We start from the raw sequence: 21,324 nt of genomic DNA on the forward strand, positions 1-21,324 counted from the left end.
AGTGCTAAGAGCTTAATCATGCGTTTAAAAAGTAAACCCATTCTGTTTTATGACGGCAGCTGCTCACTGTGCCGACACGAGATTAATTTTTACCAAAAGCTCGATAAAAAAACGCGGATCATATGGAGTGATATCAGTGTCGAGGAAGGCTTATTATCAGAGCACAATATCTCTTATCTTAGCGCGATGGAGGAGTTACATGGCATCAATCAGAAAGGAGAAATCCTTAAAGGCGTCGATGCCTTCATCCTCATTTGGCAGGAACTGCCCTACTTCCGGACCCTGGCCAAACTAGTAGTTGCCTGCCGGGTATTACCCTTGTTGCGCTTCGCCTACAAACGGTTTGCCCGTTGGAGATTTCAAAAACAACAATGCAGCATAACGGCTAAAAGAAAACCAATCACTACTGACGATCAGTGAGCGCCAGTTTCAATCCCAACAGTGCAAAACTTCCGGAAAAAACGCGCTGGATATACTTAGATACCCTTTCTGAATTTGCCAGATAAGTTCGCACGCTATGCGCCAAAAATCCATAGATAACAAAAACGATAAAGGTCATCAGCATAAACACCCCACCCAGTACGAGCATATTCAGTGTAGGTTCTGGGGCCTGAGCTGGGACAAACTGTGGAATAAAGGCCAGAAAAAAGATCGATAGCTTAGGGTTTAAGATGTTAAGTAGAAACCCTCTGATCGCCGTCGATACAAGTCCCTGATTTTCACCTTCCTGAATACTAAGGCTTTGGCTTGAGCGCCACATACACCAGGCCATATATAGCAAATAGGCGACACCGGCATACTTCACCACCTGAAACGCGACTGCGCTGGTATGGAAGATAACCGCAAGTCCAAGAATGGTTGCAACCAGGGCAGGTACAATACCAACAGTACAACCGATGGCTGCCGCAACAGCTGCACGCGCGCCTAAGAACAAACCGCATGAAACCGTGTAGATAACGCCTGTACCAGGAATAAGCACAACGACAAGTGCAGTAATAAGGAACTCTAAGGTAATCATCTATGCTGCTCTGAATAGCCTGAGTGAAGCGTATGATTTTCTATAAGCTCTGAGAGTAAAGCAAATATTAAAGCGCACCAGGCTTAATCACATATATTGCTTAATGACCTGTGCGACATCCACCCTGGCTTTCAACTTTGTCGCAATCAGGTATAAACCCGCCATCTTACGATGAAGGAAGAGCACATCCGGAGGAGGCGTGTGCCATGCATCGGGTTTGCTGCTAATCGACATCCCCTTATCACGAATTCGCTGGGCCAGGTCAGAAGCTGAGAAGTCATATTTCCCCACATAACGCATTGGCTCTGTCGCTAAAATGAAGATATCCAGTATGACTTCAAGGTTACTTTGCTCAGTTTCCGTATGAAAGAAGCCTAAACGTTGCAGTGCATCAGACAGTTGTTGCCTATCCTCATTCACAGCAGCCAGGGCAGCATAATAATCGGTCACAAATTCCGAAGAAAACTGCCTTGTTGCACCGAAATCCAGCAACACCAGCTGTTTGCTATCAATATTGTAGAGAAAGTTCGCCAAATTAGGGTCGGTTTGCACACAATGAAACTTAAGAAACTCGGCAAAGAAAAGCTCGAGCATCAGGGTCATCACCCGATCTCTTTCATCGTCAGACGCATAGACGAGTTTTTCCAGAGGCTGCCCTTTCAGGAAGCTCATGCAGAGAATCTCTTCAGTGGAGAGATCACGATGGTAATCGGGTAACAGCAATTCATCGCGACGCTTAAACTGAGACATATTCTGGCTATATTGCTCGATGAAGCGGCCTTCCTGTAGATAATCTGCTTCCAGCTTAAGTTGAATACGCGCTTCATCGACAAGCGGCGTAATATCCAGTTCCTTTGGAATCAGGCCACTCATTTTCAATAAGCCGAATACATTATCCAGATCACTATCAATACTCTCTTTTACACCGGGGTACTGTATTTTTATCGCCATCTCACGGTGATCTTGAGATAGAGCACGGTGAACCTGCCCGATGGACGCAGCCGCGACCGGACTAAAACTGAATCGCTGAAAATGGTCGGCCCACTCTTCACCCCAGTTTCTTTCGAGCACCTCAATAAGCTGTACGCTAGGCATAATGACCGCATCATTACGCAAACGATCGAGGATAATCGCCAGCTCTTCCGGCACCAGGCTTCCTGCATCCATGGAAAGCAGTTGCCCAGCTTTCATCGCGGCGCCTCTCATAGTGGCCAGTTTATCGGCGAGGTGCCTGAGGTTTTTCTCGCTAATGAGCAGATCCTTCATTGAAGGTTTTCTTCCCATCACCCACTCTTTACTGCCATCAACCAGCATATTGCCAGCGACCCTACCGGCTAAGCCTCCCAATTTACTTAAACGTGACAGGCGAGATTTAGGGACAGCTATCGCCTTGATATCAGGATTGTCATACTCATCCATGAGGTAAATTCTCTTCTATTATTCTGACAAGTTCGGGATCGGTGGGCTTTACAAAACTCCTAAAGCTACGAATAACTTTACCATCTGGCGCGATTAAGTATTTGTGGAAATTCCAACCGGGATATTCGCCGGTACTATCAGCCAAGGTTACGAAGAAAGGATCTGCTTTGCCCTGAGCTGCATGAATCTTCTCAAACATGGGGAATTCAACACTGTAGGTGAGCCGACAGAAGCTAAGAATCTCTTTCTCTGTACCGGGTTCTTGTCCGGCAAAATCATTGGAAGGAAATCCCAACACCACCAGCCCTTTAGCCTTGTACTGACGGTAGAGACTTTCAAGGCCATCATATTGAGGTGTGAAGGCACACTTACTGGCGGTGTTCACCACTAATATGAGTTTACCTTTGTAGGTATCACACAGGTTTTCTAATTTATCCTCACCTAAACGCCTGAAACTATAATTCAGTGTATCAGGGCAGCTGCTACTTACGCTTGAGGGACTAGTAGCATCGGCGTGCAGCGGCTTACTCAATAACAAAGCGGCAGCGAATGCCATAATTAGCATCGAAGAGTTGATCCAGTTCATCCCTATTACCCTAGTTTTTTTAGCTTCTACGCAGGGCTCGATGAACTGGATTATTTAATTGATCAAGCTTCTACACCTTCACCCATTAGCAATTCGTCCTCAGGAAGTGAATGCAGATTATCTTCAAAAGGGGACTTTGTTCTGGCTAATGAGTAAAACGCAGTTGATCGATTGACCTTATCCAGATAGCGCTTCCAGGTGCGCTCATGGAGGGTCTCGGCTTCTTTACGACCTAAGCAATATTCGAGGAACGCCTCCTCATCTGGATTTGCAGGCTCTCTATCACCTGATGCTAAAGCTTGGTACGCACAACCATGTTTTTCTATCAGTTGCGCCTGCTGAATGGTGAATTCTCCGCTACGGGCAAAACCGTAGGGAAAGTTGTTCTGATCCCGAAAATTCCGTTCGCTTTGGAATGAAAGATCGCTATTTAAACCCGCCATTTTCACCTCCTGATTTCATCCTGTAATCTGCTCACTTTTCGAACAACAGCATTTACAAGGGATGCTAAAGGCGAATTATTTCGGTTTTAAGACAATCTAATCAGTAAAAACAACTTCATTTCCAACCCTGTAACCAAACAGACCTGTTCTTAAGATCCTGCCACTGGATTTCAAAGGACTCCTTATCAATTACCGCTTCCAGAATACAGCCAATAACCTCATCATTCAGATCATCAACAATCAGATCTGTAACCAGGAAATGTTTGCGCTTTTTAACCGGCTGAACTGCGGTCCACTTGGAAAGGAGTAACTTTCTGGGGTTTATTTGATTCATGATTTGGCTTTATATGCATCAAGGCTATATTGACGTTCGTAAGCATAGTCAATGATCGGAGTCGGGCGACTATAGGAAGCGGCAAACATAGGATCATGTTGCTGCACAGACGTTAGGCCTTGAAGGGAAGGCACATATTGACCTACGTATCTCCCTTTGGCATCAAAACGCTCAGCCTGGCGCATTGGGTTGAAGATTCGGAAATAAGGCGCAGCATCAGCACCCACGGATGCACTCCACTGCCAACCTCCCAAATTAGAAGCGAAATCACCATCGATTAAATGCTGCATAAAAAAACGCGCACCTAAGCGCCAATCCTGACGCAACAGCTTGGTCAGGAAAGAAGCCGTGATCATCCTAACCCTGTTATGCATCCATCCAGTCTCTAATAGCTCTTTCATACCGGCATCAACAATGGCAAAACCTGTTTCACCCTTACACCATGCCTGGAACAGGGATTCATCATATTGCCAGCTAAGCTTCTCCTCTACTTCTGGTTTGAAAGGCTCCCAGCGGTTCATCTCAGGAAACAGCACTAATAGATGACGATAGAACTCTCGCCATATAAGTTCCGTGACCCACTGACTATCGAACCATTCAGGCTGATCAAAATAGGCTTGCATAGCTGCCAGACATTGCCGGGTAGAAAGGACCCCAACGCTAAGATAGGGAGATAAAGACGATGTACCGGGTTCGGCTGGAAAATCACGCGACTGCTTATAATCAGCTACCTTTTCTAACACGTAATGCTGCAGGAGCTTGTGGGCAGCTTCTGTTCCAGCAGGCCATCGTTCGGATGACCAGTCAGCACCAACGGTAATTGGGTAGCAGATCTCTTTGGGAACCGAATCAGTACTAATATCAAGCTTAGCTTGCACTGGCGGAACAGGCAGAGGCTGCGGGTTGCTCGTTAGATACTGCTGACGCCATCGTTTACTGAATGGAGTGAATACCTTAAAAGGCAATCCCTGTTGATTTAATACAGTGCCAGCAGGCAGCACAACGTCACTATCAAAACTTAAGCAGGGAACTGAGATCTCTGCCATAGCGGATATAACAGCATTATCTCTTTGTTGCTCGTAGAGTGGATATTCGCGGTTAAAATACACACCGCTGACTTGGTATCGCTTAGCCAACTCGACCAGCAATGCGGGTATTTCTCGATTTGAAGGTACCCTTAAGATAAGTAACGGGATATTCAAAGATTGAAGATCGCAACTGAGGCTTTCCAGATTCGCCCGCCAGAACTGCACACGCGATTTAGACTCATCCTGAATTTTCCATTGCACAGGGGTGATAATTGCCACCCCAAGAACGCCCTCACCAGTATTATCCATACAAGCCTGATAGAGGGCGTGATGGTCTCCCGTCCGAAGATCGTTACGAAACCAGACCAGCTTCATACAACAATAAATCCTTACAACAGGGACAGTCGCCCCCTAAATATAGTTCCTTAAACCCAGTTCATGGGGATAAGGGTTCAAATAAGCCTGGGATCTGATGTAATCGCTACCATGACGTTTTAAGTAGTGCTTTAACAGGGCTAGCGGAACCACTAAATTGACTTTTTCAGTCCGGTATTCATCTATTGCTTCCAGGAGATCTTGTTTGGTTTCCGAATCAATATCGCGTTTGAGATACCCCATAATATGCATAAGCGCATTGGTATGAGTTCTTCTGTTTGCTCTTTTAGTGAGAGCTGTCATTAGCTGTAATATATAACTATCGAGTACGTCTTCCAGCGGAAGAGACGCAGCCTCCTCAGCTAAGTATTTGCCTATCTGCTTATAGGCTTCATAGTTATGCGCCATGACCTGATACTTGTGTCGGCTGTGGAACTGAATAACTTCATGCAAAGATGGATTAGTTAATACTTCCTGTTTCCAACTGTAGTAGGCAAATACCCGGGTTATGAAGTTCTCGCGAAGGACTGGATCATTCAAGCGCCCCTCCTCTTCGACCGGTAGCGCAGGGTTATTTTTCATGAGTTGAGCGGCATAAGCCCCTCGCCCTGCTTCATTAGGCAAGCCATTCTCATGGTAGACTTTAACCCTTTCCATTCCGCAACTTGGAGACCCTTTCATCAGGACATAACCGCAAAGCTGATCATGACTGGCGGTTACCTCATCCGCATAGGCGGTGAGTTTGTCTGTCACATCAAAGCTCGGATCCTTAACACCGACTACCCGGGGAGACTCAGCTGAACCTACCAACCGAATAGGTTCTCGAGGCGTCGTTAAACCAATAGATACTTCGGGACACAGTGGCACAAAATCAAAACAGTCACTCAATACGTTCAAACAATACTTAGAACGTTTGTGCCCACCGTCGTAGCGCACTTTGTGGCCAAGCAGACATGCACTAATGCCCACAGGGATACTTGGTTTATCCATCATCTCAGACATAGCTGTTCTCCTTAACCTTTTAGAAACCAGTAATGGGCTGAACAATTTTTCCAAGCAGTGTACTGAACTTGAGCGGTGCATCAGTAGCAATCAGGCAGATGCAATCTTCGTCGCTGTCTACCAGCGGCTGATGCTCAATTTCACTGTCTAAATCCGCGATATCACCGGCGGTAAAGCGTCCCATCTCATCAGAAAATGAACCACGTAGAATCAGAGTTAACTCATTTCCGTCATGACTATGCGGCAGCATTGCTTTGCCCGGGGAAATCTTGAGTAATCTTGAAACTCCACCCCGTTCGCTTTTGCAAGGAAGGTCGTGACAGTACACACCCGGTACGATCATCTTCCAATCCACTTTATCCAGTGAACCACCGATATAGTCGGCCAAAGGCTTAGGAACATCTGAATCAATCGACTCGTGCTTAAAAGATTGGCTGAAATTGGTTTCTTCAACCATCGCTTCTAGCTCAATATCTGGCTCGTTATCGATGCAAGCCAAAACCTGATCAAGCGCATCATCACTGATCGATTCCGGAGTCAGACTTTCGAGGAGCATGCCCCCAATTGCTTCTGATTCCTGCACACGATTGCGACACGAAGGGCACATTGAAATATGGCAAGCCACCACCAGCGCCATAGACTGAGACATAGATCCCGCCGAATAGCTAACCAGTGTAGCTTCATCCAGGTGATGTTTAATGTTCATACATCATCCCTCCATAACATTCTCAATTTCTCTGAAGCCAAACGTATACGAGACTTCACACTCCCCAAAGGAATCCCCAGCCGGTCAGAAATCTCAGCATGAGAACGACCTTCGAAATATGACATATACAAAACCTGCGATTGTTTTTCAGGTAGCTTTCCCAACGCCTTAGCCATCCGGTCAGATGTGACAACCTGCTCGCAATGATCAACTTCATCGTCAGGTTCTTCATGCCACTCTTCCAAACCATATTCTGGGTATTTTTGCTTACGCATCCAATCGATACTTTGGTTTCTGGCCAGAGTAAATATCCAGGTACTCGCAGCGGCTTTGGTGCGGTTGTACATATGGGCTTTGCGCCAGACGGCAAGCATCGTTTCCTGCATCAGTTCATCCGCGGTGGATTCAACCAAACCAAGTCGGATAATGTATGACTTAATCTTCGGCGCAAAATGCCTGAACAGCTGGACATAGATCGTCTTGCTTTTCGTCTCAGCCAATTCAGCAAGCATATCGCTCCAATTTGGATCTGCCTGTTTAGTGGGCATTGCGATTATATTTTCCACATCTTCACCCGGGGTTTTGTTTTCCATAGCATCCCTTACGTTATTCAGGTTTATGTGGATCACAACAAAGTGATTTTCTTATAAAAAAATGATCTTTTTGAAAAACCTTTGCGTATCAGTGGTTAAAGCATAGAGTTTAACTCAGTGGCTTTGCACTAGTATTTATATAAGCCACGATGACATTATGGACGAACCAATGAATATTGCGGCGTTAAGACCGAAAAAAATTGCTGTGGTGGGATCAGGTATTTCAGGCCTAAGCTGTGCCTGGCTACTTAACAAAGCCCACGATGTAACCCTCTATGAGAAGGACGATCGCCTGGGGGGGCACTCCAATACAGTGCAATTTGAGCTTGAAGAAAAGCTGATAGACGTAGATACCGGATTTATCGTCTTTAATCCAGTGAACTATCCTAACCTTGTTGAATTATTCAATACGTTGGATGTGGACACCTGCGATACGGATATGTCTTTTGCAGTATCGATTAATCGGGGTCAGTTAGAGTACTCAGGCACTGGGCTGAGTGGTTTACTTGCGCAAAAATCCAATCTCCTAAAACCAAGCTTTTGGAATATGATTCGCGAGCTTCTGCATTTTTATAAGCATTCCGAAGCAATTAACCAACGACAAGATCTCGATCACATCTCATTAGGCGACCTGCTAAGCGAATTAGGCTATGGCAAAAGCTTCATTTATGATCACCTTCTCCCAATGGGTGCAGCGATCTGGTCTACCCCTGTCGAGAAAATGCTCAACTACCCAGCGAGTAGTTTCATGCGTTTTTGTCGAAATCATGGCTTAGTACAGATCTCTGATCGCCCACAATGGCGCACCGTCATTGGTGGCAGTAAACGTTACGTCGAAAAAATCGCTACAGAAATTGAAGGTAAAGTTAAACTCAACAGCCGCATCCACAAAATTTTGCGTCACAATGGCAAGGTTTATATCGAAGACCATCATGGACAACGGGAACAATACGATGAGGTTGTTCTTGCTTGCCATTCTGATCAGGCGCTCTCACTTCTGGAGTCGCCCACTGAAGATGAGTCCCGCTTGCTGGAGCAATTTCCTTATCAGCGGAACAAAGCGTACCTTCATTTAGATGATAGCTTGATGCCAAAACGCAAAGCTGTTTGGTCCAGCTGGAACTATCTGTCAGAGGGAAAAAGAGATCAATCTCAAGAAGTGGCGGTCACCTATTGGATGAACCAACTACAGCCACTAAACACCGAAACTCCGGTGTTTGTTTCACTTAATCCGCTCAGGGAACCTGAACAAGGCAAAATTATTCGCAGCTTTTTTTATGACCATCCTGAATTCGGCCGTAACGCGCTGCAGGCTCAAAAAGAGCTATGGTCACTGCAGGGACAACAAAACACCTGGTTCTGCGGTGCCTATTTTGGTTATGGCTTCCATGAAGATGGTCTGCAGTCGGGGTTAGCTGTCGCGGAACAACTCGGTGGCATTCCCAGACCCTGGGATGTAGCTGAACCCAATGGGCGTATCCATGTACGAGAACCCGCGTCCTGGGAAACTGCCATTGATAAGGAACAGGCCCATGGCTAAACTGGACTCCTGCCTTTTCGAAGGGCATGTGATGCATCATCGTTTTCGCCCCAGTGTGCATCGGTTCATTTACCGTGTATTTTCGCTGAATGTGAACCTTAGCGAACTTGAAAACCTAGACCGATTAAAGCTCTTTTCGGTTAACCGCTTCAATCTGTTCTCGTTTCATGAGAAAGATCACGGTTCCGGAAAAGGTCATCTCCTATCTGAGATAAAACAACGCCTCTGTGACAGAGGCTACCCTGAAGCAACCCACAAGATTCAACTTCTCTGTTATCCACGGATTCTTGGCTATACCTTCAATCCACTGAGTGTCTACTTCTGCTATGACCAGCAAGATAACCTTAAGGTTATCCTATATGAAGTTAGTAATACTTTTGGCTCTCGACACACCTATCTTCTACAAACATCTGGCAAGGAGAAGCTAGTGCGGCATGGATGTGACAAAACCATGTATGTCAGCCCATTTATGCCGATGGATACCCGTTATCAATTTCGTATTAACCCTCCAAAAAGCAAAGTAGCTGTCTGTATTCGTCAGACAGAATTGAGCGATAACGATAGAAAACGCCAGCCAATCTTGCATGCAACATTTACCGGTGATCGGACTGAGCTGAATGACCGTACATTGTTTAAAGCTTTTTTGCGCTATCCATTAATGACCTTGAAAGTCATGACCGCTATTCATTGGGAAGCATTCAGATTGTGGCGCAAAAAACTAAAAATTCAGCCTCGCCAAAAAGGCATCCAGCAAAGTATCAGCTGGAAAGACGAGCACGGAGTATCGCATTATGAAAGCTTGTGAACAGACAACAGCCATTACCCGCATCAAGCAACCCACCTGGTTTGAACAAAAGTTGCTTAATCGTCTTGAGGCACAACTTGATAACTCATGCGGCACATTACAGCTGACCCTCCCCAGTGGCTACCAATGTTCACTTGGATCGGGTTCTCCCCATGCAGATGTTAAGTTGAATAATTTTAAACCCCTAGTGCGCCTGTACCTTGGGGGGATTAACGGATGGTCTGAAAGCTATCTGGCTGGCGAGTGGGAGTGCAGAGATCTGACCCAGTTAGTCAAATGGGCTCTAGCCTATGAAGAACAACTCGGTGATTTTTCAAAGGCAAGTATCGTTACCCGCACCTTACACAATCTCTACCACCGTCGCAGAGATAACACCCGTAAAGGCAGTCGAAAAAATATCGCGGCCCATTACGACCTGGGTAACGATTTCTATAAACATTGGCTCGATCAAAGTATGACTTATTCATCGGCTTTGTATCAGTCGGAAGACGAACCACTCCATCTTGCTCAACAAAACAAATACGCTCGTATTCTGGAATTACTCGAAGCAGAAGATGATCATCATGTTGTAGAGATTGGTTGCGGCTGGGGGGGCTTTGCCCTGAAAGCCAGCACCGAGCATAACCTCAAGGTTCATGGCATCACTCTCTCTAAAGAACAGTTGAGCTGGGCACAGAACAAAGTTAAAGACGCAAAGATGGACGACCGAGTTCATCTAAGCCTTACCGATTACCGTGATCTGAACCATCAATATGACGGGGTTGTGTCTATTGAAATGTTCGAAGCAGTAGGAGAAGCCCATTGGGATACTTACTTTGAAACCCTAAAAAAGGTGCTTAAACCTGGTGGCAATGCCGTTTTACAGGTCATCACTATCGAAGATGAGCGCTTTGAAAGCTACCGTAATCAGGCCGACTTCATTCAACGCTATGTATTCCCTGGAGGTATGTTACCTAGCGTCTCTATCCTTAAAGATAAGATCGAGGAACATGGTTTCACGCTGAAAAAACACCAGCTCTTCGGTAAAGATTACGCCCGTACATTGCGTGAATGGTATCGGGATTTTGAAAACTCCTGGGATCAGATTCGGCCACAAGGTTTTGATGAAACTTTTTACCGCCTGTGGCGTTACTATCTTGCTTACTGTGAAGGTGGTTTTGAACACGGCTCTATTGATGTCGGCCTATACGTACTGGCTCATAAAGATGAGCAATACAGTTGAATAACTTAAGGCACATTACCACTCAACATCGGGTATTTGGCTATTCAGGACTGATACCCTTTGTTGGCTTCTCGCTCTACCTGATCCTGATTGATGATTCTTGGCAAGACTGGCTGATCAGTTATGCTGCTTTGATTTTTTCTTTTCTTGGTGGAATTCTCTGGGCGTTTTCATTAAACGGGTCAACTCCAAGGCATTGCAGCTGGGTTTCTATTGGTGCCATGCTTTGGGCCTGGCTTTGGTTAGTATGTAACCCTCAAGGTCAATTGATCATCGCTGCCTTTTCATTTGTAGCGCTGTGGTTATATGAACGACACTATCTGCTAGACATATATCCTGAATCCTTCTTCAGATTAAGAACTCACTTAAGCTTAACTGCTGCTACCAGTTTATTACTAAGCGGAATATTCATTGAGTGATGGGTAACACTGTGCGCAATCTATGCCTGATTCTCGGTGATCAGCTAAACCATGACAGTCTGATATGGGAGGATTTTGATCCAGCACTAGATGAAGTACTGATGATCGAGACAGTCGATGAATCAAACCAACCGCCCTCAAATAAACAAAGAACCGTACTATTTATCAGCGCAATGCGCCATTTCTCACAAGAGTTGCGGGAAAAAGGGTTTAAGGTCAACTACTTCACTCTGCGCGATCGGATTAACTCACTCAACGAAGGCATCGATTGTGTCTTAGCAACAAAAACCGTCAGCCAGATTAAGATGGTTCTTCCTGGAGAGAAACGGGTTTTAGACACGCTGAGTTTGCAGATTAAAGGCCGGCAATTGTCGCTTCAGGTACTGCCGGACAATCACTTCATGACAGAACCTGGTGAGTTTCAACACTGGCTCAAAGATAAGAAACAACCGCGAATGGAGTACTGGTATCGCTATTTAAGGAAGAAACACAATATTCTTATCAACGATTTCGGCAAGCCAGAAGGAGAAAAGTGGAACTTCGACGCAAGTAACCGACGTCCCTTTGGCAAAAAAGGTCCTCCGACACCCGGGAACCACCCTGATATCACTCCGGACAATATGACGCTAGAAGTTATTGATGAGATAAATACTCTGATTCCTGATCTTCCTGGTTCTTTAAACAGTTTTGAGTGGCCGGTTTGTCGCAAACAAGCGCTTAGCTTACTTGACTCATTCATCTCTGATCGCCTTCCTCTCTTTGGCGATTTTCAGGATGCCATGTGGCAACAGGAACCGTTCCTAAACCATTCATGGCTTTCATCCTCGCTCAATCTTAAATTACTTCACCCCTGGGAAGTCATAGAGGCGGCTATTCAGGCGTATAAAAATGGTAATGCTCCACTTAATGCAGTTGAGGGGTTTATCAGGCAAATTCTGGGCTGGAGAGAATATGTCCGTGGCTTGTACTGGACTTACAGTCAGAAATGGGAGCAGATGAACGCCTTAGAACATCACAGGGATCTACCCGCTTTTTACTGGAATGGCGATACAAAGATGAACTGTCTTAGAGAGTCTATATCCCAAGTCCTGGAAAAAGGTTACGGCCATCATATTCAGCGCCTTATGGTAACCGGGTTATTTGCCCTTCTATACGGTGCTGACCCGCAGCAGGTACACCGCTGGTACCTTGGTATGTACGTAGATGCGGTTGCCTGGGTCGAGGTTCCAAATACATTGGGAATGAGTCAGTTCGCTGATAATGGAATCCTCGCCTCAAAGCCCTATATTGCCAGCGGCAACTATATCAACCGGATGTCTAACTATTGCGAACACTGCCCTTACTCCCCCAAAGTTGCCCACGGTGAGAATGCCTGCCCATTCACAACCTTGTACTGGGCATTTGTTGCAGATAAGCAGGATATTTTAGAAGGCCACCCGCGTCTCAGCATGCAGGTGAAGCACTGGTATAACAAACCTGAAAAAGAAAGAAACGAAATACTGAAAAACCGTGAACACTTAATATCTACATTAAGCATTTAACGAATCCACCTGATTGTACGTAACTCTCTTTCTCAGCAATGAGATAGTGGCAATGCGGTTCTTTAAGCCCCCCCCCAACGAGCGCCTCTTCAGCCTATCGGGTTGATTTGATCAATGACCACATTTATCGCTGCTAAATTATGGCTCGGAAGCGCCCTCATTTCGCTCATTAACTGCTTGTAATGCTCATTATTTTGCAGCGCAGCTATAACATTCGGGTTGGGCGGCAAAGTCATATGCTTTAAAGCACGTTGTCTAACCGCTAAATCTATATTATGTGTCAGTGTCTCTTTAGCTTTTCGGTACCAATGATCGTAATTTGGCACGCACGCTATATAGCGGCGTAGCCAAAATAGATCCAGTTCGCTATTCAAGTTGAAGTAAACCTTAGCCACCTCTGCCATTTCAGAGATACTGCCCTCAGCAATCAGGGAGATATCGAGAACATTGAATAAGTAATCTATCGCAACGAGCTGTTTCGCCAGCTCTACAGATACCCCTTGTTCAACAAGCTCAACGATTGAATTCTGATAAGTATCAGTTTCGTTCTCACCCAGGAAGTCTTCTAAATGTTGCTGAACATATTCAACCCAGGGACGGTATTTCTCAATAACGCTACGGGTATCAAACTGGCTTGACTCATGGTTTAACAACCATTGTGCAGCCCTCTCCATAGGAAAATGCAATTTCAATAACAGTTCCATCTGCAAGCTATTCGGCACATCGAAACCCAGCCTTTCTATGTTCTGTTCCAATTCTGAAGTTGAGAAAATCTCACGGGCTGCGATGTGAGACTTCACCCATAAAGCGGCATCGGTATCTTTTACCCCGAGCAGATTATTGCAAAATGTTGAGCCCATTCGGTTAGCTATCTGATTAGTGATTTGAGCAGCCAGAATTTGTTTCGCCAGTGGATGAGTAAGAATATGCTCCGCGTACTTTTCCCGGAGTATTTGGGGAAAGTAAGCAAGCAGTTTACTCTGTATCAGTTCATCATCAATCAGATCGGAGTCAGCTAGCTTATTGAATAAGTAGGTTTTACTGTAAGCGAGCAATATCGAGATTTCAGGGCGAGTCAGCCCTTGTCTGGTCTTAACCATCTTAGATATAGAACTGTTATCTGGTAATCCCTCAAGCTCCCGATTGAGTAATCCTTTTTGCTCAAGCAGGTTAATTAATTGAGCATGCTTATCGATAAACAGTTCAGAAGTATGGTTGGATTGACTCAGCATCTTGCTTTGCTGGAAATTGTTTTGCAAAACCAGGGTAGATACATCCCCAGTCATCTCTTCGAGTAACAGGTTCCTTTCTTCCTGGTCGATAACCCCTTCATCCTGCAACTGCTTGAGTAGGATCTTAATATTTACTTCGTGATCTGAACAATCAACCCCACCCGAGTTATCAATGGCATCAGTAGTGATCAAACCGCCATTTCGAGCAAACTCCACCCTTGCCGCTTGGGTCAGCCCTAGATTTCCTCCTTCGACAATGATTCGTGCCCCTAACTCATGAGCATCAATTCGCAGTGAATCATTTGCCCTGTCAGCCACCTCCTCATTACTCTCGTCACTGCCTTTAATATAAGTTCCTATCCCCCCATTCCAAAGAAGGTCTACCTTGGCGCAGAGAAGCTTCTGAATAAGTTCATCTGGAGTTAACGAAGTTACAAAAGGCGGCAAATTACAGAGTGACCGTATCTGATTGGTTAACGAGACTTTCTTAGAGGCCCTCGAAAATACGCCACCACCAGTAGAGATGAGTTCAGGGGAGTAGTCTTCCCAACTTGAATGCGGCTTATCAAACAAACGTTGTCGTTCGTTATAACTGACCTCTGCATCAGGAGTGGGATCGATAAAAATATGTTGATGATTAAAAGCAGCTACTAAGCATATGTGCTTTGACAGCAGCATCCCGTTGCCAAATACGTCACCAGACATGTCTCCAATACCCAGAACAGTAAAGGGATCCTGATCACAATCAATCCCAACCTCTCTAAATAGCCTTTGGGTCGATTGCCATGCTCCTCGGGCAGTAATACCCATCTTCTTATGGTCGTAACCATTGCCACCACCCGAGGCAAAAGCATCACCAAGCCAGAATTCATATGCTTCGGCCACTGAATTAGCAACGTCAGACAGGATAGCTGTTCCCTTATCCGCTGCAACTACCAGATAGGGATCATCATCGTCATAGCGGATAAGGTCAGCGGGTATCACCTCACCCGCTTTTATATTATCGGTAATGTCTAAAAGCGCAGCAATAAATTCAGAATAGCGGACAGCCAGGCATTCTCGACCACCTTGTTTGATAACAAAGCCGCCTTTAGCACCGACTGGAACGATGACAGAATTTTTTACCATCTGTGCTTTTACCAGCCCCAGAACCTCTGTCCGATAGTCCTCTTTTCTATCCGACCAACGCAATCCCCCGCGAGAAACTCTTCCACCGCGCAGATGCACGCCTTCAATACGAGAGCTATAAACAAATGTTTCATACTCTGGTGCAGGTTGAGGGATATTGATAATTTCAGCCGGTCTAAGCTTGAAGCTCAACGCTTTAGGGATCATGTGATTAGGAGAGGACTGAAAGAAATTGGTCCTAATCATACTGAGTAAAACCGATAGGCAACTCCGCATGATCTGGTCGTCATCACGACCACTAATGGTTTCCATCTCATCTTTGATAGTTAATCTTAACTTATGAATAACATCATGACGTTCACTGTTGGAGGCTTTGTATTCAGGATCAAATTTAATATGGAAAAGCTTAACCAGCAAACCTGTTACACTGGGGTAACTGACTAAGGTAGAGTCAATGCGTTGTTGGCTATATGGAACGCAGATTTGCAGCAAATACCTAACAGTAGCTCGCAGCAAAGCGATATCTTGAAGCTGTATAGCTGGCATCGAAATAAGTTGATTTAGTCCATCGTTCTCATATTCATGCTTTAACACCGCTACAAATAGGTTGATAAAATTACTCTGCAATCCTGAATCATTAGATAAATCCCCACTCTCAGTGCCTAGTTTTAGGCGGATAACCCAATATCCTCTCTCCTTATCCAGTTCATAATTAGCAGTAATAACATCTGAACCCATGTTTTCCAAAACAGGCAGTACCTTTGAGAGGGGGACCAATGGTCCCAAACCCTGAATACAGAATTCCAAAGGATCATCTTCAGAGATAGCACTAAACCAGCACTTTTTAATCTCGAAGCTCTGCGGTTCACTGCCATTGCCTTTGATGCTTTTAGCGATTTTTTTATTCTTCGAGTTCATAATATTATCCTGCTGCTTTTACGCGCTCACTATCACCCAGCCCTAAAGTACTATTACCAATGTGATAGATTGCTTAATTCTTTTATCAACAAGATATCAATTGCAATATAAATGCCAACCGACTTAAGAGAATAAAATCAGTGTTTAACAGCAATATAATTATCAAAAAACCATATCCAGTTTTTTAAAATGGACAATTTTGACGCAAAACAATTTACTTATTGAGTCAAAAACGACACATGCAAAACAAAAAAATGCAGGACTAAATAGTCCTGCATAAAGTGGAGTTATATAAGCATTTACGGTCTTTCCTTTTTTAAAATACATAAACCCAAACGAGCTTACCAATAACAAACAATTATCAAGGTTAAAGTTTTTTGCTATCTGATAATTACCATCATCCAGTGTAACTTCTCACAGCTATACTATAGTGACTTATACGATTAAAACTGCGCAGGCTAGATAATGAAGTTTTATGTAATAATTGGTATTTGGCTTTTGTTATTCACTCCAGAACAGCTCCATGCCTCATGTAGGCTTGAAGGCAAGATTCGAGTCGTAACCCAAAACTACCCTCCTTATGTCTATGAATGTTCAAATGAGCTATGCGGTATAGCTTATGAGAAAGTAAAAGCGACGCTGGAAGCCAACAATGCTGACTATGAAATTACTTCTCTCCCCTGGAAACGCGCTGTATCAGAGGTTAAGAACGGAAAGGCTGATGCGATCTTTACGATTTACAAAACGCCTGAGCGGAAGCAGTTTCTTGCCTATACAGCTCACCCATTGGTGAATCAAGTAGTCAACATTTACTCGATGAGCAATAAAAGTTATCTGGACATACTTAATTCTAAGATGAACATTGGCGTCGTAAATGGTTACAGCTATGGAAGCCACTTTGACAATATGAAAGGGTTTCTTGGTAACAGGATACTGACTGTTATAACACCTCAAAAGCTGAGCCAACTCTTAGAATCAGATAGGATCCAAGCCTTTGTAAGTGATGCCGCCGTACAAGAACACTACTTTAAAAGTGAAAAAATTAAAAACCTACAATCAAAATTCATTCAATTTGTTCCGAGCTATATAGCGTTTTCAAACAATGAAAACAGAGCATGCTTACTAGAACTCTTCAACAACTCGCTTAAAAACAAGAGCCAAGATCAAACCCATTAAAAACAAACCCTGACAAAAAAAACTTATCAACCCAAATAAAATATTCGTATTGGTTGATAGATAACAACTCGACTAAGCTGTCAGAAAACCTTCCGGAAGATGCGTTTAAAAAGAACCTGTAAAGATTTTGTCTATTAGGGATCGGGCCTATCTCTACATAAATGACTTTCAAATCATTTGAAAAGCGAGTAAACAATGTTAAAGCTTACTTTAAAACACAAGCTTCTGTTTTTGGTCCTGATAACACTGGTTAGTATTTCGTATTTAGGCTACGTATCACTGAGCAATTTATCAGAACAAAACGCTTCAGCGAAGAGAGTATCGGACCTAACTGCAACCGGTGATATGCTATCAACCCTTCAACTTGAACTGCTTTCTGCAGAAAACAGACTCGAAGAATTAAGACCTGGAGAGACCGATAAATTTCTGGGTGAAATAGTTACATTAAGCAATCGTTACCAATCCGAGCTAACAGAGAAGTCCACTTTACATTCCGACCCTGAATTGAAAACAAAATTAGTGGAAGGGAAATCAATTTTCACCGAATATTCAGCAGCTTTGACTGCCCAGCTACTTGCAAAAGACAAACTAGGCTTCGATAACGATTCAGGGATTTTAAAGCCGTTAACTATCGCAGCAAACGAGTTAAGAGATAAAATTTCCGTTTTCAGCATGTTCAAAGAGTCATATATTCTTAGCCGACAATTAGAAAAAGAGTTTCTTATTGAACCATCCAGAATAAATTCAGATAAATTTACCAATCAAATAAAGCAACTATCGTCAAAGATTGATGACGCAGGTTTCAATGATAGCTTTGGCCGTTATATAGATGCCTACAGCGATCAAGCAAGGCAGCTAATCATAGCAGCTGAGGAACAGGCTCAAAGCCATAAAAAATTAAATACAATTAGGTCATCTTTTAAGGAACACATCTTAAATACACAGGGCTACTTAAAGGATGAATTACTAAACAAAGCTCGTCAGGAAGCAGAATCATCTACGGAGAAAACCAAATTAACAATAATTATTATCAGTGCAATTTTAGCTATATCAATCAGCTCTATAGTCGCCAAAATTGGTCTTTCTGCAGGTTTGACTCTAAGAAAGATAATATCTCAGGTTAACAAGATTGCTGCCGGCGATCTCTCTAAAAGGCTGAAGTTATCCAACAATAAAGCGGATGAGTTCTACCAGGTTTCCTATGCCGTCAACACAATGACTGACGATCTACGGACAATAATTCAGCAGGTATCAAGAAGCCAGTCAGACTTACAGCTGCAAAGTGAAGATTTGTCTGAAGCTATACATACAATTGCCAAAAACAACAATATAGTATCGGATCAGTCCAACCATCTAGCCAGTGCTACTGAACAAATCAGCGCGACAACAGAACAAGTTGCAAGTAGGGTTCAGAGCCTTCAGCAAGACAGTCAAAATGCCCATAACGCTGCTGTAAATGGTGGATCTATTATCAGTGACGCAATGGAAGCATTGAGCGATACGGCAATTGTGGTTGAAGCATCATCTCAGCAATTGGAAAAGCTACAACAGCACTCGCTGGATATAGATAAAGTACTTTTAATTATTAATGACCTTGCTGATCAAACAAACCTTCTGGCACTTAATGCCGCTATAGAGGCCGCTAGAGCGGGTGAGGCAGGCAGAGGTTTCTCCGTTGTGGCTGATGAAGTCCGAACACTAGCTGAAAGCACCGTCAAAGCCACAGGTGAGATAACCGATACCGTCCGAGCGATACAGCATCAAACCGCTTCAGTTATTGATGTGATGAACAAAAGCACTAAAAGCATAGCCAAGGTAAAACGCCAGGGTAATGAAGCACAAGAAGCCGTCAAAGAGATTGAAAGCCAATCTCTGCAAACGCTGAATACAAGCACTGAAATCACTGGTGCAGTTGATGAGGTGGCGAGTACAACCCGTGAAATGGCTGCCAATATGGATGAGATTGCACGTGGTGTTGAACAAAACGGTTGCATCTCAAATGCAATTGTAAGCTCTGCCGAAACCCTCAAAACCAATGCAGAGCAAATGGGTGAAATGACCAGGAAGTTTTCGTATCAATGAAGCTAACAAAGCCATCGACATGCTGATTTATATTCGAGAAGCTTTATAACGATTGATAACACGATTACATAACTTAAGGTTGCTTATCTCCGTACGGTCATACGGGGATAGCCGCTTTAGGCTTTTAACTTTTATAACATATTAATTTTCACTCGAGCAGTTTTAATTCAATATAATCATAAAAGTCTTAAAACATCTGCAAATATCAATTATTAATAAAAAAATAGCGGCCTGAGCGGGCCGCTAAAAAATAATGATATATATTGATCGTACTTGCAGGAACCAATATAGCGATAGATCAAACATCGTTCAAATCATAAAAAATTATCTCTTATGATAACCAAATCCTTTTAATTAAAATCATAAATACAAAACTGACCTATAAATCCATATAGTTAGCCTGTACAAAAACGGCAGTTCAACTATAAAAAAATAGAAACGTCTATATTGCAGTACCCTAAACGATTTTCAACAGTGTTGTATAAACAATAAACTGAGTTAAGTCATATAAAGCTACCCCTTATAACAGGCGTAGCTCTATGTACTGGCGAATTTATTTCGCAGAAAACTAATTCCTTTCCCCAGAACTGGCAGCGTTTGCATCAGCTTAGACCCATCCCAATAATCAATATGGGATTTCACTATACCCATGTCATTTAGACTGATATGGCTCATACCCTGAAAATGGATAGGCCCTGTAAATTTGCTGCTGGCCTCAAAGGTCCACTGAATCATCGCCTCAGAATCATTTTCCATCACAGAGTGAATAGTGAAGCTGACCGCTCCGAGTTTTTGGTACATATCGTCAAGGATAGCTATAAATTCATCTCGCGTATGTGTGTGATTGAAGGGGTCTTTAAACTCAAACTCCCCCGAAGTTAAATCCGCTAACTGATCTAAAGTCCGAGGGCTAAGGTTCTGTAACAGATCTAAATAGGCTTTAAGCCTGCTCGCCATGATCTTGCTTCCTTGTCGAAACTGTTTCAGTTTTTACTGTATGACTAATCAGCCACAGGTACCAGCTGTTAGGTAATAATCTGAGTAGCTTAAGAAAGTAGACAAATCGCTTTGGAAACGTTATTTCAAAGCGGGATGACAACAACCCTTTAATTATTCTCTGTGCAGCATCTTCTGGTTCAATTAAAGCAGGCATGGCAAACTCATTTTTATCTGTTAACGGAGTTCGTACAAACCCGGGATTGATAACCTGCAACTTTACCCCGCTCCCTTTAAGGTCAAGATAGAGAGCTTCACACATATTATTCAATGCCGCTTTCCCTGCACCATACGCTGCGGCGGTAGGCAGTCCTCTGTATCCCGCTACCGAAGCCATCACTGCGACATGCCCTTTGCCGGTTTGAATAAATCGATCTAACACCGGATCTAAACAGTTGATCGTACCCTGTAGATTAACTTTCAATAAGCGTTTACAACGGCTTGCGCTAAACTCCTGAGCAGGAAACGGATCATGGGTCCCTGCGTTCAAAACAACAAGCTCGGGTAGCCCAGCCCCTTTATCCCAGCTTTTCATCATATCCTCAATTTGATAATGATCAGTTATATCCAGAGGAATAGGCACAACTAAACCAGGAAATTTGTCGCATCGCTGCTTCACTTTTTCCAGATCATCCGGTGTTCTTGAAGATATATATACGGTACAACCTCGTTCAGATAAGGCTTCAGCAAGTGCCGCACCTATACCTTTACCCGCTCCAGTTATCCAGACACTCTTCCAGGGTAGGTTTCTCATCGTTATT

The 21,324-nt window shown here is 43.8% G+C and carries 20 protein-coding genes; 8 read left to right on the forward strand and 12 right to left on the reverse strand.

The features are described 5' to 3' along the window. The first annotated feature begins 18 nt into the window (after positions 1-18). Entirely contained in the window at positions 19-420 is a 402-nt protein-coding gene (locus MED92_RS04845; RefSeq protein ID WP_007020383.1) for a thiol-disulfide oxidoreductase DCC family protein, read from the forward strand. On the opposite strand, the gene MED92_RS04850 is transcribed toward MED92_RS04845, so the two are convergent. The 9 genes from MED92_RS04850 to MED92_RS04890 all read right to left on the reverse strand — a co-directional run bounded on the left by MED92_RS04850 (position 404) and on the right by MED92_RS04890 (position 7,504). Next, a complete protein-coding gene (locus MED92_RS04850; RefSeq protein WP_007020384.1) occupies positions 404-1,018 on the reverse strand; it encodes a LysE family translocator in 615 nt (204 codons plus the stop codon). The two genes, MED92_RS04845 and MED92_RS04850, sit on opposite strands and share 17 nt — an antisense overlap. A gap of 87 nt (positions 1,019-1,105) precedes the next feature. Continuing rightward, a complete protein-coding gene (locus MED92_RS04855) occupies positions 1,106-2,437 on the reverse strand; it encodes an ABC1 kinase family protein (protein ID WP_007020385.1) in 1,332 nt (443 codons plus the stop codon). Further along, positions 2,430-3,023: a glutathione peroxidase gene (locus MED92_RS04860; protein ID WP_007020386.1), complete on the reverse strand. Its 594-nt coding sequence runs from the start codon at positions 3,021-3,023 to the stop codon at positions 2,430-2,432. Before MED92_RS04860 ends, MED92_RS04855 begins: the two co-directional genes overlap by 8 nt. Before the next feature lie 62 nt (positions 3,024-3,085). Then, the gene (locus tag MED92_RS04865) at positions 3,086-3,466 is read right to left on the reverse strand and encodes a MaoP family protein (protein WP_007020387.1); all 381 of its coding nucleotides are present in this window, start codon (positions 3,464-3,466) and stop codon (positions 3,086-3,088) included. 115 nt (positions 3,467-3,581) lie between these two features. Continuing rightward, positions 3,582-3,800: a TIGR02450 family Trp-rich protein gene (locus MED92_RS04870; protein ID WP_007020388.1), complete on the reverse strand. Its 219-nt coding sequence runs from the start codon at positions 3,798-3,800 to the stop codon at positions 3,582-3,584. Next, positions 3,797-5,203: a cryptochrome/photolyase family protein gene (locus MED92_RS04875; RefSeq protein WP_007020389.1), complete on the reverse strand. Its 1,407-nt coding sequence runs from the start codon at positions 5,201-5,203 to the stop codon at positions 3,797-3,799. The genes MED92_RS04870 and MED92_RS04875 overlap by 4 nt, the downstream gene beginning before the upstream one ends. Positions 5,204-5,239: 36 nt before the next feature. Next, on the reverse strand, positions 5,240-6,205 hold the full coding sequence (locus MED92_RS04880) for a YbgA family protein (protein WP_007020390.1): 966 nt from the start codon (positions 6,203-6,205) through the stop codon (positions 5,240-5,242). 19 nt (positions 6,206-6,224) lie between these two features. Then, positions 6,225-6,911 (reverse strand): ChrR family anti-sigma-E factor, encoded by a 687-nt coding sequence (locus MED92_RS04885; protein ID WP_007020391.1) that lies wholly within the window; start codon positions 6,909-6,911, stop codon positions 6,225-6,227. After that, the gene (locus tag MED92_RS04890) at positions 6,908-7,504 is read right to left on the reverse strand and encodes a sigma-70 family RNA polymerase sigma factor (RefSeq protein WP_007020392.1); all 597 of its coding nucleotides are present in this window, start codon (positions 7,502-7,504) and stop codon (positions 6,908-6,910) included. The genes MED92_RS04885 and MED92_RS04890 overlap by 4 nt, the downstream gene beginning before the upstream one ends. Positions 7,505-7,661: 157 nt before the next feature. Here MED92_RS04890 and MED92_RS04895 point away from each other — a divergent pair, with 157 nt between their 5' ends. From MED92_RS04895 to MED92_RS04915, 5 genes are read left to right on the forward strand one after another with little or no spacing between them, the layout of a single operon-like run. After that, a complete protein-coding gene (locus tag MED92_RS04895) occupies positions 7,662-9,044 on the forward strand; it encodes an NAD(P)/FAD-dependent oxidoreductase (protein ID WP_007020393.1) in 1,383 nt (460 codons plus the stop codon). Then, a complete protein-coding gene (locus tag MED92_RS04900) occupies positions 9,037-9,849 on the forward strand; it encodes a DUF1365 domain-containing protein (RefSeq protein ID WP_007020394.1) in 813 nt (270 codons plus the stop codon). The genes MED92_RS04895 and MED92_RS04900 overlap by 8 nt, the downstream gene beginning before the upstream one ends. Then, the gene (locus tag MED92_RS04905) at positions 9,836-11,071 is read left to right on the forward strand and encodes an SAM-dependent methyltransferase (RefSeq protein WP_007020395.1); all 1,236 of its coding nucleotides are present in this window, start codon (positions 9,836-9,838) and stop codon (positions 11,069-11,071) included. The genes MED92_RS04900 and MED92_RS04905 overlap by 14 nt, the downstream gene beginning before the upstream one ends. Continuing rightward, positions 11,068-11,490, forward strand: coding sequence for a DUF3429 domain-containing protein (locus tag MED92_RS04910; protein ID WP_007020396.1), 423 nt, complete (start codon positions 11,068-11,070; stop codon positions 11,488-11,490). Before MED92_RS04905 ends, MED92_RS04910 begins: the two co-directional genes overlap by 4 nt. Before the next feature lie 11 nt (positions 11,491-11,501). Continuing rightward, complete coding sequence (locus MED92_RS04915) at positions 11,502-13,031, forward strand: cryptochrome/photolyase family protein (RefSeq protein ID WP_202899528.1); 1,530 nt, start codon at positions 11,502-11,504, stop codon at positions 13,029-13,031. Positions 13,032-13,120: 89 nt separating this feature from the next. Here the strand turns inward: MED92_RS04915 and MED92_RS04920 are convergent, their stop codons facing one another. Next, entirely contained in the window at positions 13,121-16,309 is a 3,189-nt protein-coding gene (locus tag MED92_RS04920) for an NAD-glutamate dehydrogenase domain-containing protein (RefSeq protein ID WP_007020398.1), read from the reverse strand. A 465-nt stretch (positions 16,310-16,774) separates the two neighbouring features. Between MED92_RS04920 and MED92_RS18415 the strand changes: the two genes are divergently transcribed. Together MED92_RS18415 and MED92_RS04930 are read left to right on the forward strand one after the other, a co-directional pair. After that, positions 16,775-17,485 (forward strand): amino acid ABC transporter substrate-binding protein, encoded by a 711-nt coding sequence (locus MED92_RS18415; protein ID WP_007020399.1) that lies wholly within the window; start codon positions 16,775-16,777, stop codon positions 17,483-17,485. 195 nt (positions 17,486-17,680) lie between these two features. Continuing rightward, positions 17,681-19,567: a methyl-accepting chemotaxis protein gene (locus MED92_RS04930; RefSeq protein WP_007020400.1), complete on the forward strand. Its 1,887-nt coding sequence runs from the start codon at positions 17,681-17,683 to the stop codon at positions 19,565-19,567. Between the two features lie 537 nt (positions 19,568-20,104). Here MED92_RS04930 and MED92_RS04935 read toward each other — a convergent pair. Beyond that, positions 20,105-20,524: a nuclear transport factor 2 family protein gene (locus tag MED92_RS04935; RefSeq protein WP_007020401.1), complete on the reverse strand. Its 420-nt coding sequence runs from the start codon at positions 20,522-20,524 to the stop codon at positions 20,105-20,107. Next, on the reverse strand, positions 20,508-21,317 hold the full coding sequence (locus tag MED92_RS04940) for an SDR family NAD(P)-dependent oxidoreductase (protein WP_007020402.1): 810 nt from the start codon (positions 21,315-21,317) through the stop codon (positions 20,508-20,510). The genes MED92_RS04935 and MED92_RS04940 overlap by 17 nt, the downstream gene beginning before the upstream one ends. Positions 21,318-21,324 lie beyond the last annotated feature (7 nt).

The organism is Neptuniibacter caesariensis (assembly GCF_000153345.1).
Taxonomy (GTDB): domain Bacteria; phylum Pseudomonadota; class Gammaproteobacteria; order Pseudomonadales; family Balneatricaceae; genus Neptuniibacter; species Neptuniibacter caesariensis.

Excerpts from the sequence above, each read along its gene's own strand:
- MED92_RS04845 (WP_007020383.1), top strand. The coding sequence starts at position 19 with ATGCGTTTAAAAAGTAAACCCATTCTGTTTTATGACGGCAGCTGCTCA.
- MED92_RS04850 (WP_007020384.1), bottom strand. The coding sequence starts at position 1,018 with ATGATTACCTTAGAGTTCCTTATTACTGCACTTGTCGTTGTGCTTATT.
- MED92_RS04855 (WP_007020385.1), bottom strand. The coding sequence starts at position 2,437 with ATGGATGAGTATGACAATCCTGATATCAAGGCGATAGCTGTCCCTAAA.
- MED92_RS04860 (WP_007020386.1), bottom strand. The coding sequence starts at position 3,023 with ATGAACTGGATCAACTCTTCGATGCTAATTATGGCATTCGCTGCCGCT.
- MED92_RS04865 (WP_007020387.1), bottom strand. The coding sequence starts at position 3,466 with ATGGCGGGTTTAAATAGCGATCTTTCATTCCAAAGCGAACGGAATTTT.
- MED92_RS04870 (WP_007020388.1), bottom strand. The coding sequence starts at position 3,800 with ATGAATCAAATAAACCCCAGAAAGTTACTCCTTTCCAAGTGGACCGCA.
- MED92_RS04875 (WP_007020389.1), bottom strand. The coding sequence starts at position 5,203 with ATGAAGCTGGTCTGGTTTCGTAACGATCTTCGGACGGGAGACCATCAC.
- MED92_RS04880 (WP_007020390.1), bottom strand. The coding sequence starts at position 6,205 with ATGTCTGAGATGATGGATAAACCAAGTATCCCTGTGGGCATTAGTGCA.
- MED92_RS04885 (WP_007020391.1), bottom strand. The coding sequence starts at position 6,911 with ATGAACATTAAACATCACCTGGATGAAGCTACACTGGTTAGCTATTCG.
- MED92_RS04890 (WP_007020392.1), bottom strand. The coding sequence starts at position 7,504 with ATGGAAAACAAAACCCCGGGTGAAGATGTGGAAAATATAATCGCAATG.
- MED92_RS04895 (WP_007020393.1), top strand. The coding sequence starts at position 7,662 with ATGGACGAACCAATGAATATTGCGGCGTTAAGACCGAAAAAAATTGCT.
- MED92_RS04900 (WP_007020394.1), top strand. The coding sequence starts at position 9,037 with ATGGCTAAACTGGACTCCTGCCTTTTCGAAGGGCATGTGATGCATCAT.
- MED92_RS04905 (WP_007020395.1), top strand. The coding sequence starts at position 9,836 with ATGAAAGCTTGTGAACAGACAACAGCCATTACCCGCATCAAGCAACCC.
- MED92_RS04920 (WP_007020398.1), bottom strand. The coding sequence starts at position 16,309 with ATGAACTCGAAGAATAAAAAAATCGCTAAAAGCATCAAAGGCAATGGC.
- MED92_RS18415 (WP_007020399.1), top strand. The coding sequence starts at position 16,775 with ATGAAGTTTTATGTAATAATTGGTATTTGGCTTTTGTTATTCACTCCA.
- MED92_RS04930 (WP_007020400.1), top strand. The coding sequence starts at position 17,681 with ATGTTAAAGCTTACTTTAAAACACAAGCTTCTGTTTTTGGTCCTGATA.
- MED92_RS04935 (WP_007020401.1), bottom strand. The coding sequence starts at position 20,524 with ATGGCGAGCAGGCTTAAAGCCTATTTAGATCTGTTACAGAACCTTAGC.
- MED92_RS04940 (WP_007020402.1), bottom strand. The coding sequence starts at position 21,317 with ATGAGAAACCTACCCTGGAAGAGTGTCTGGATAACTGGAGCGGGTAAA.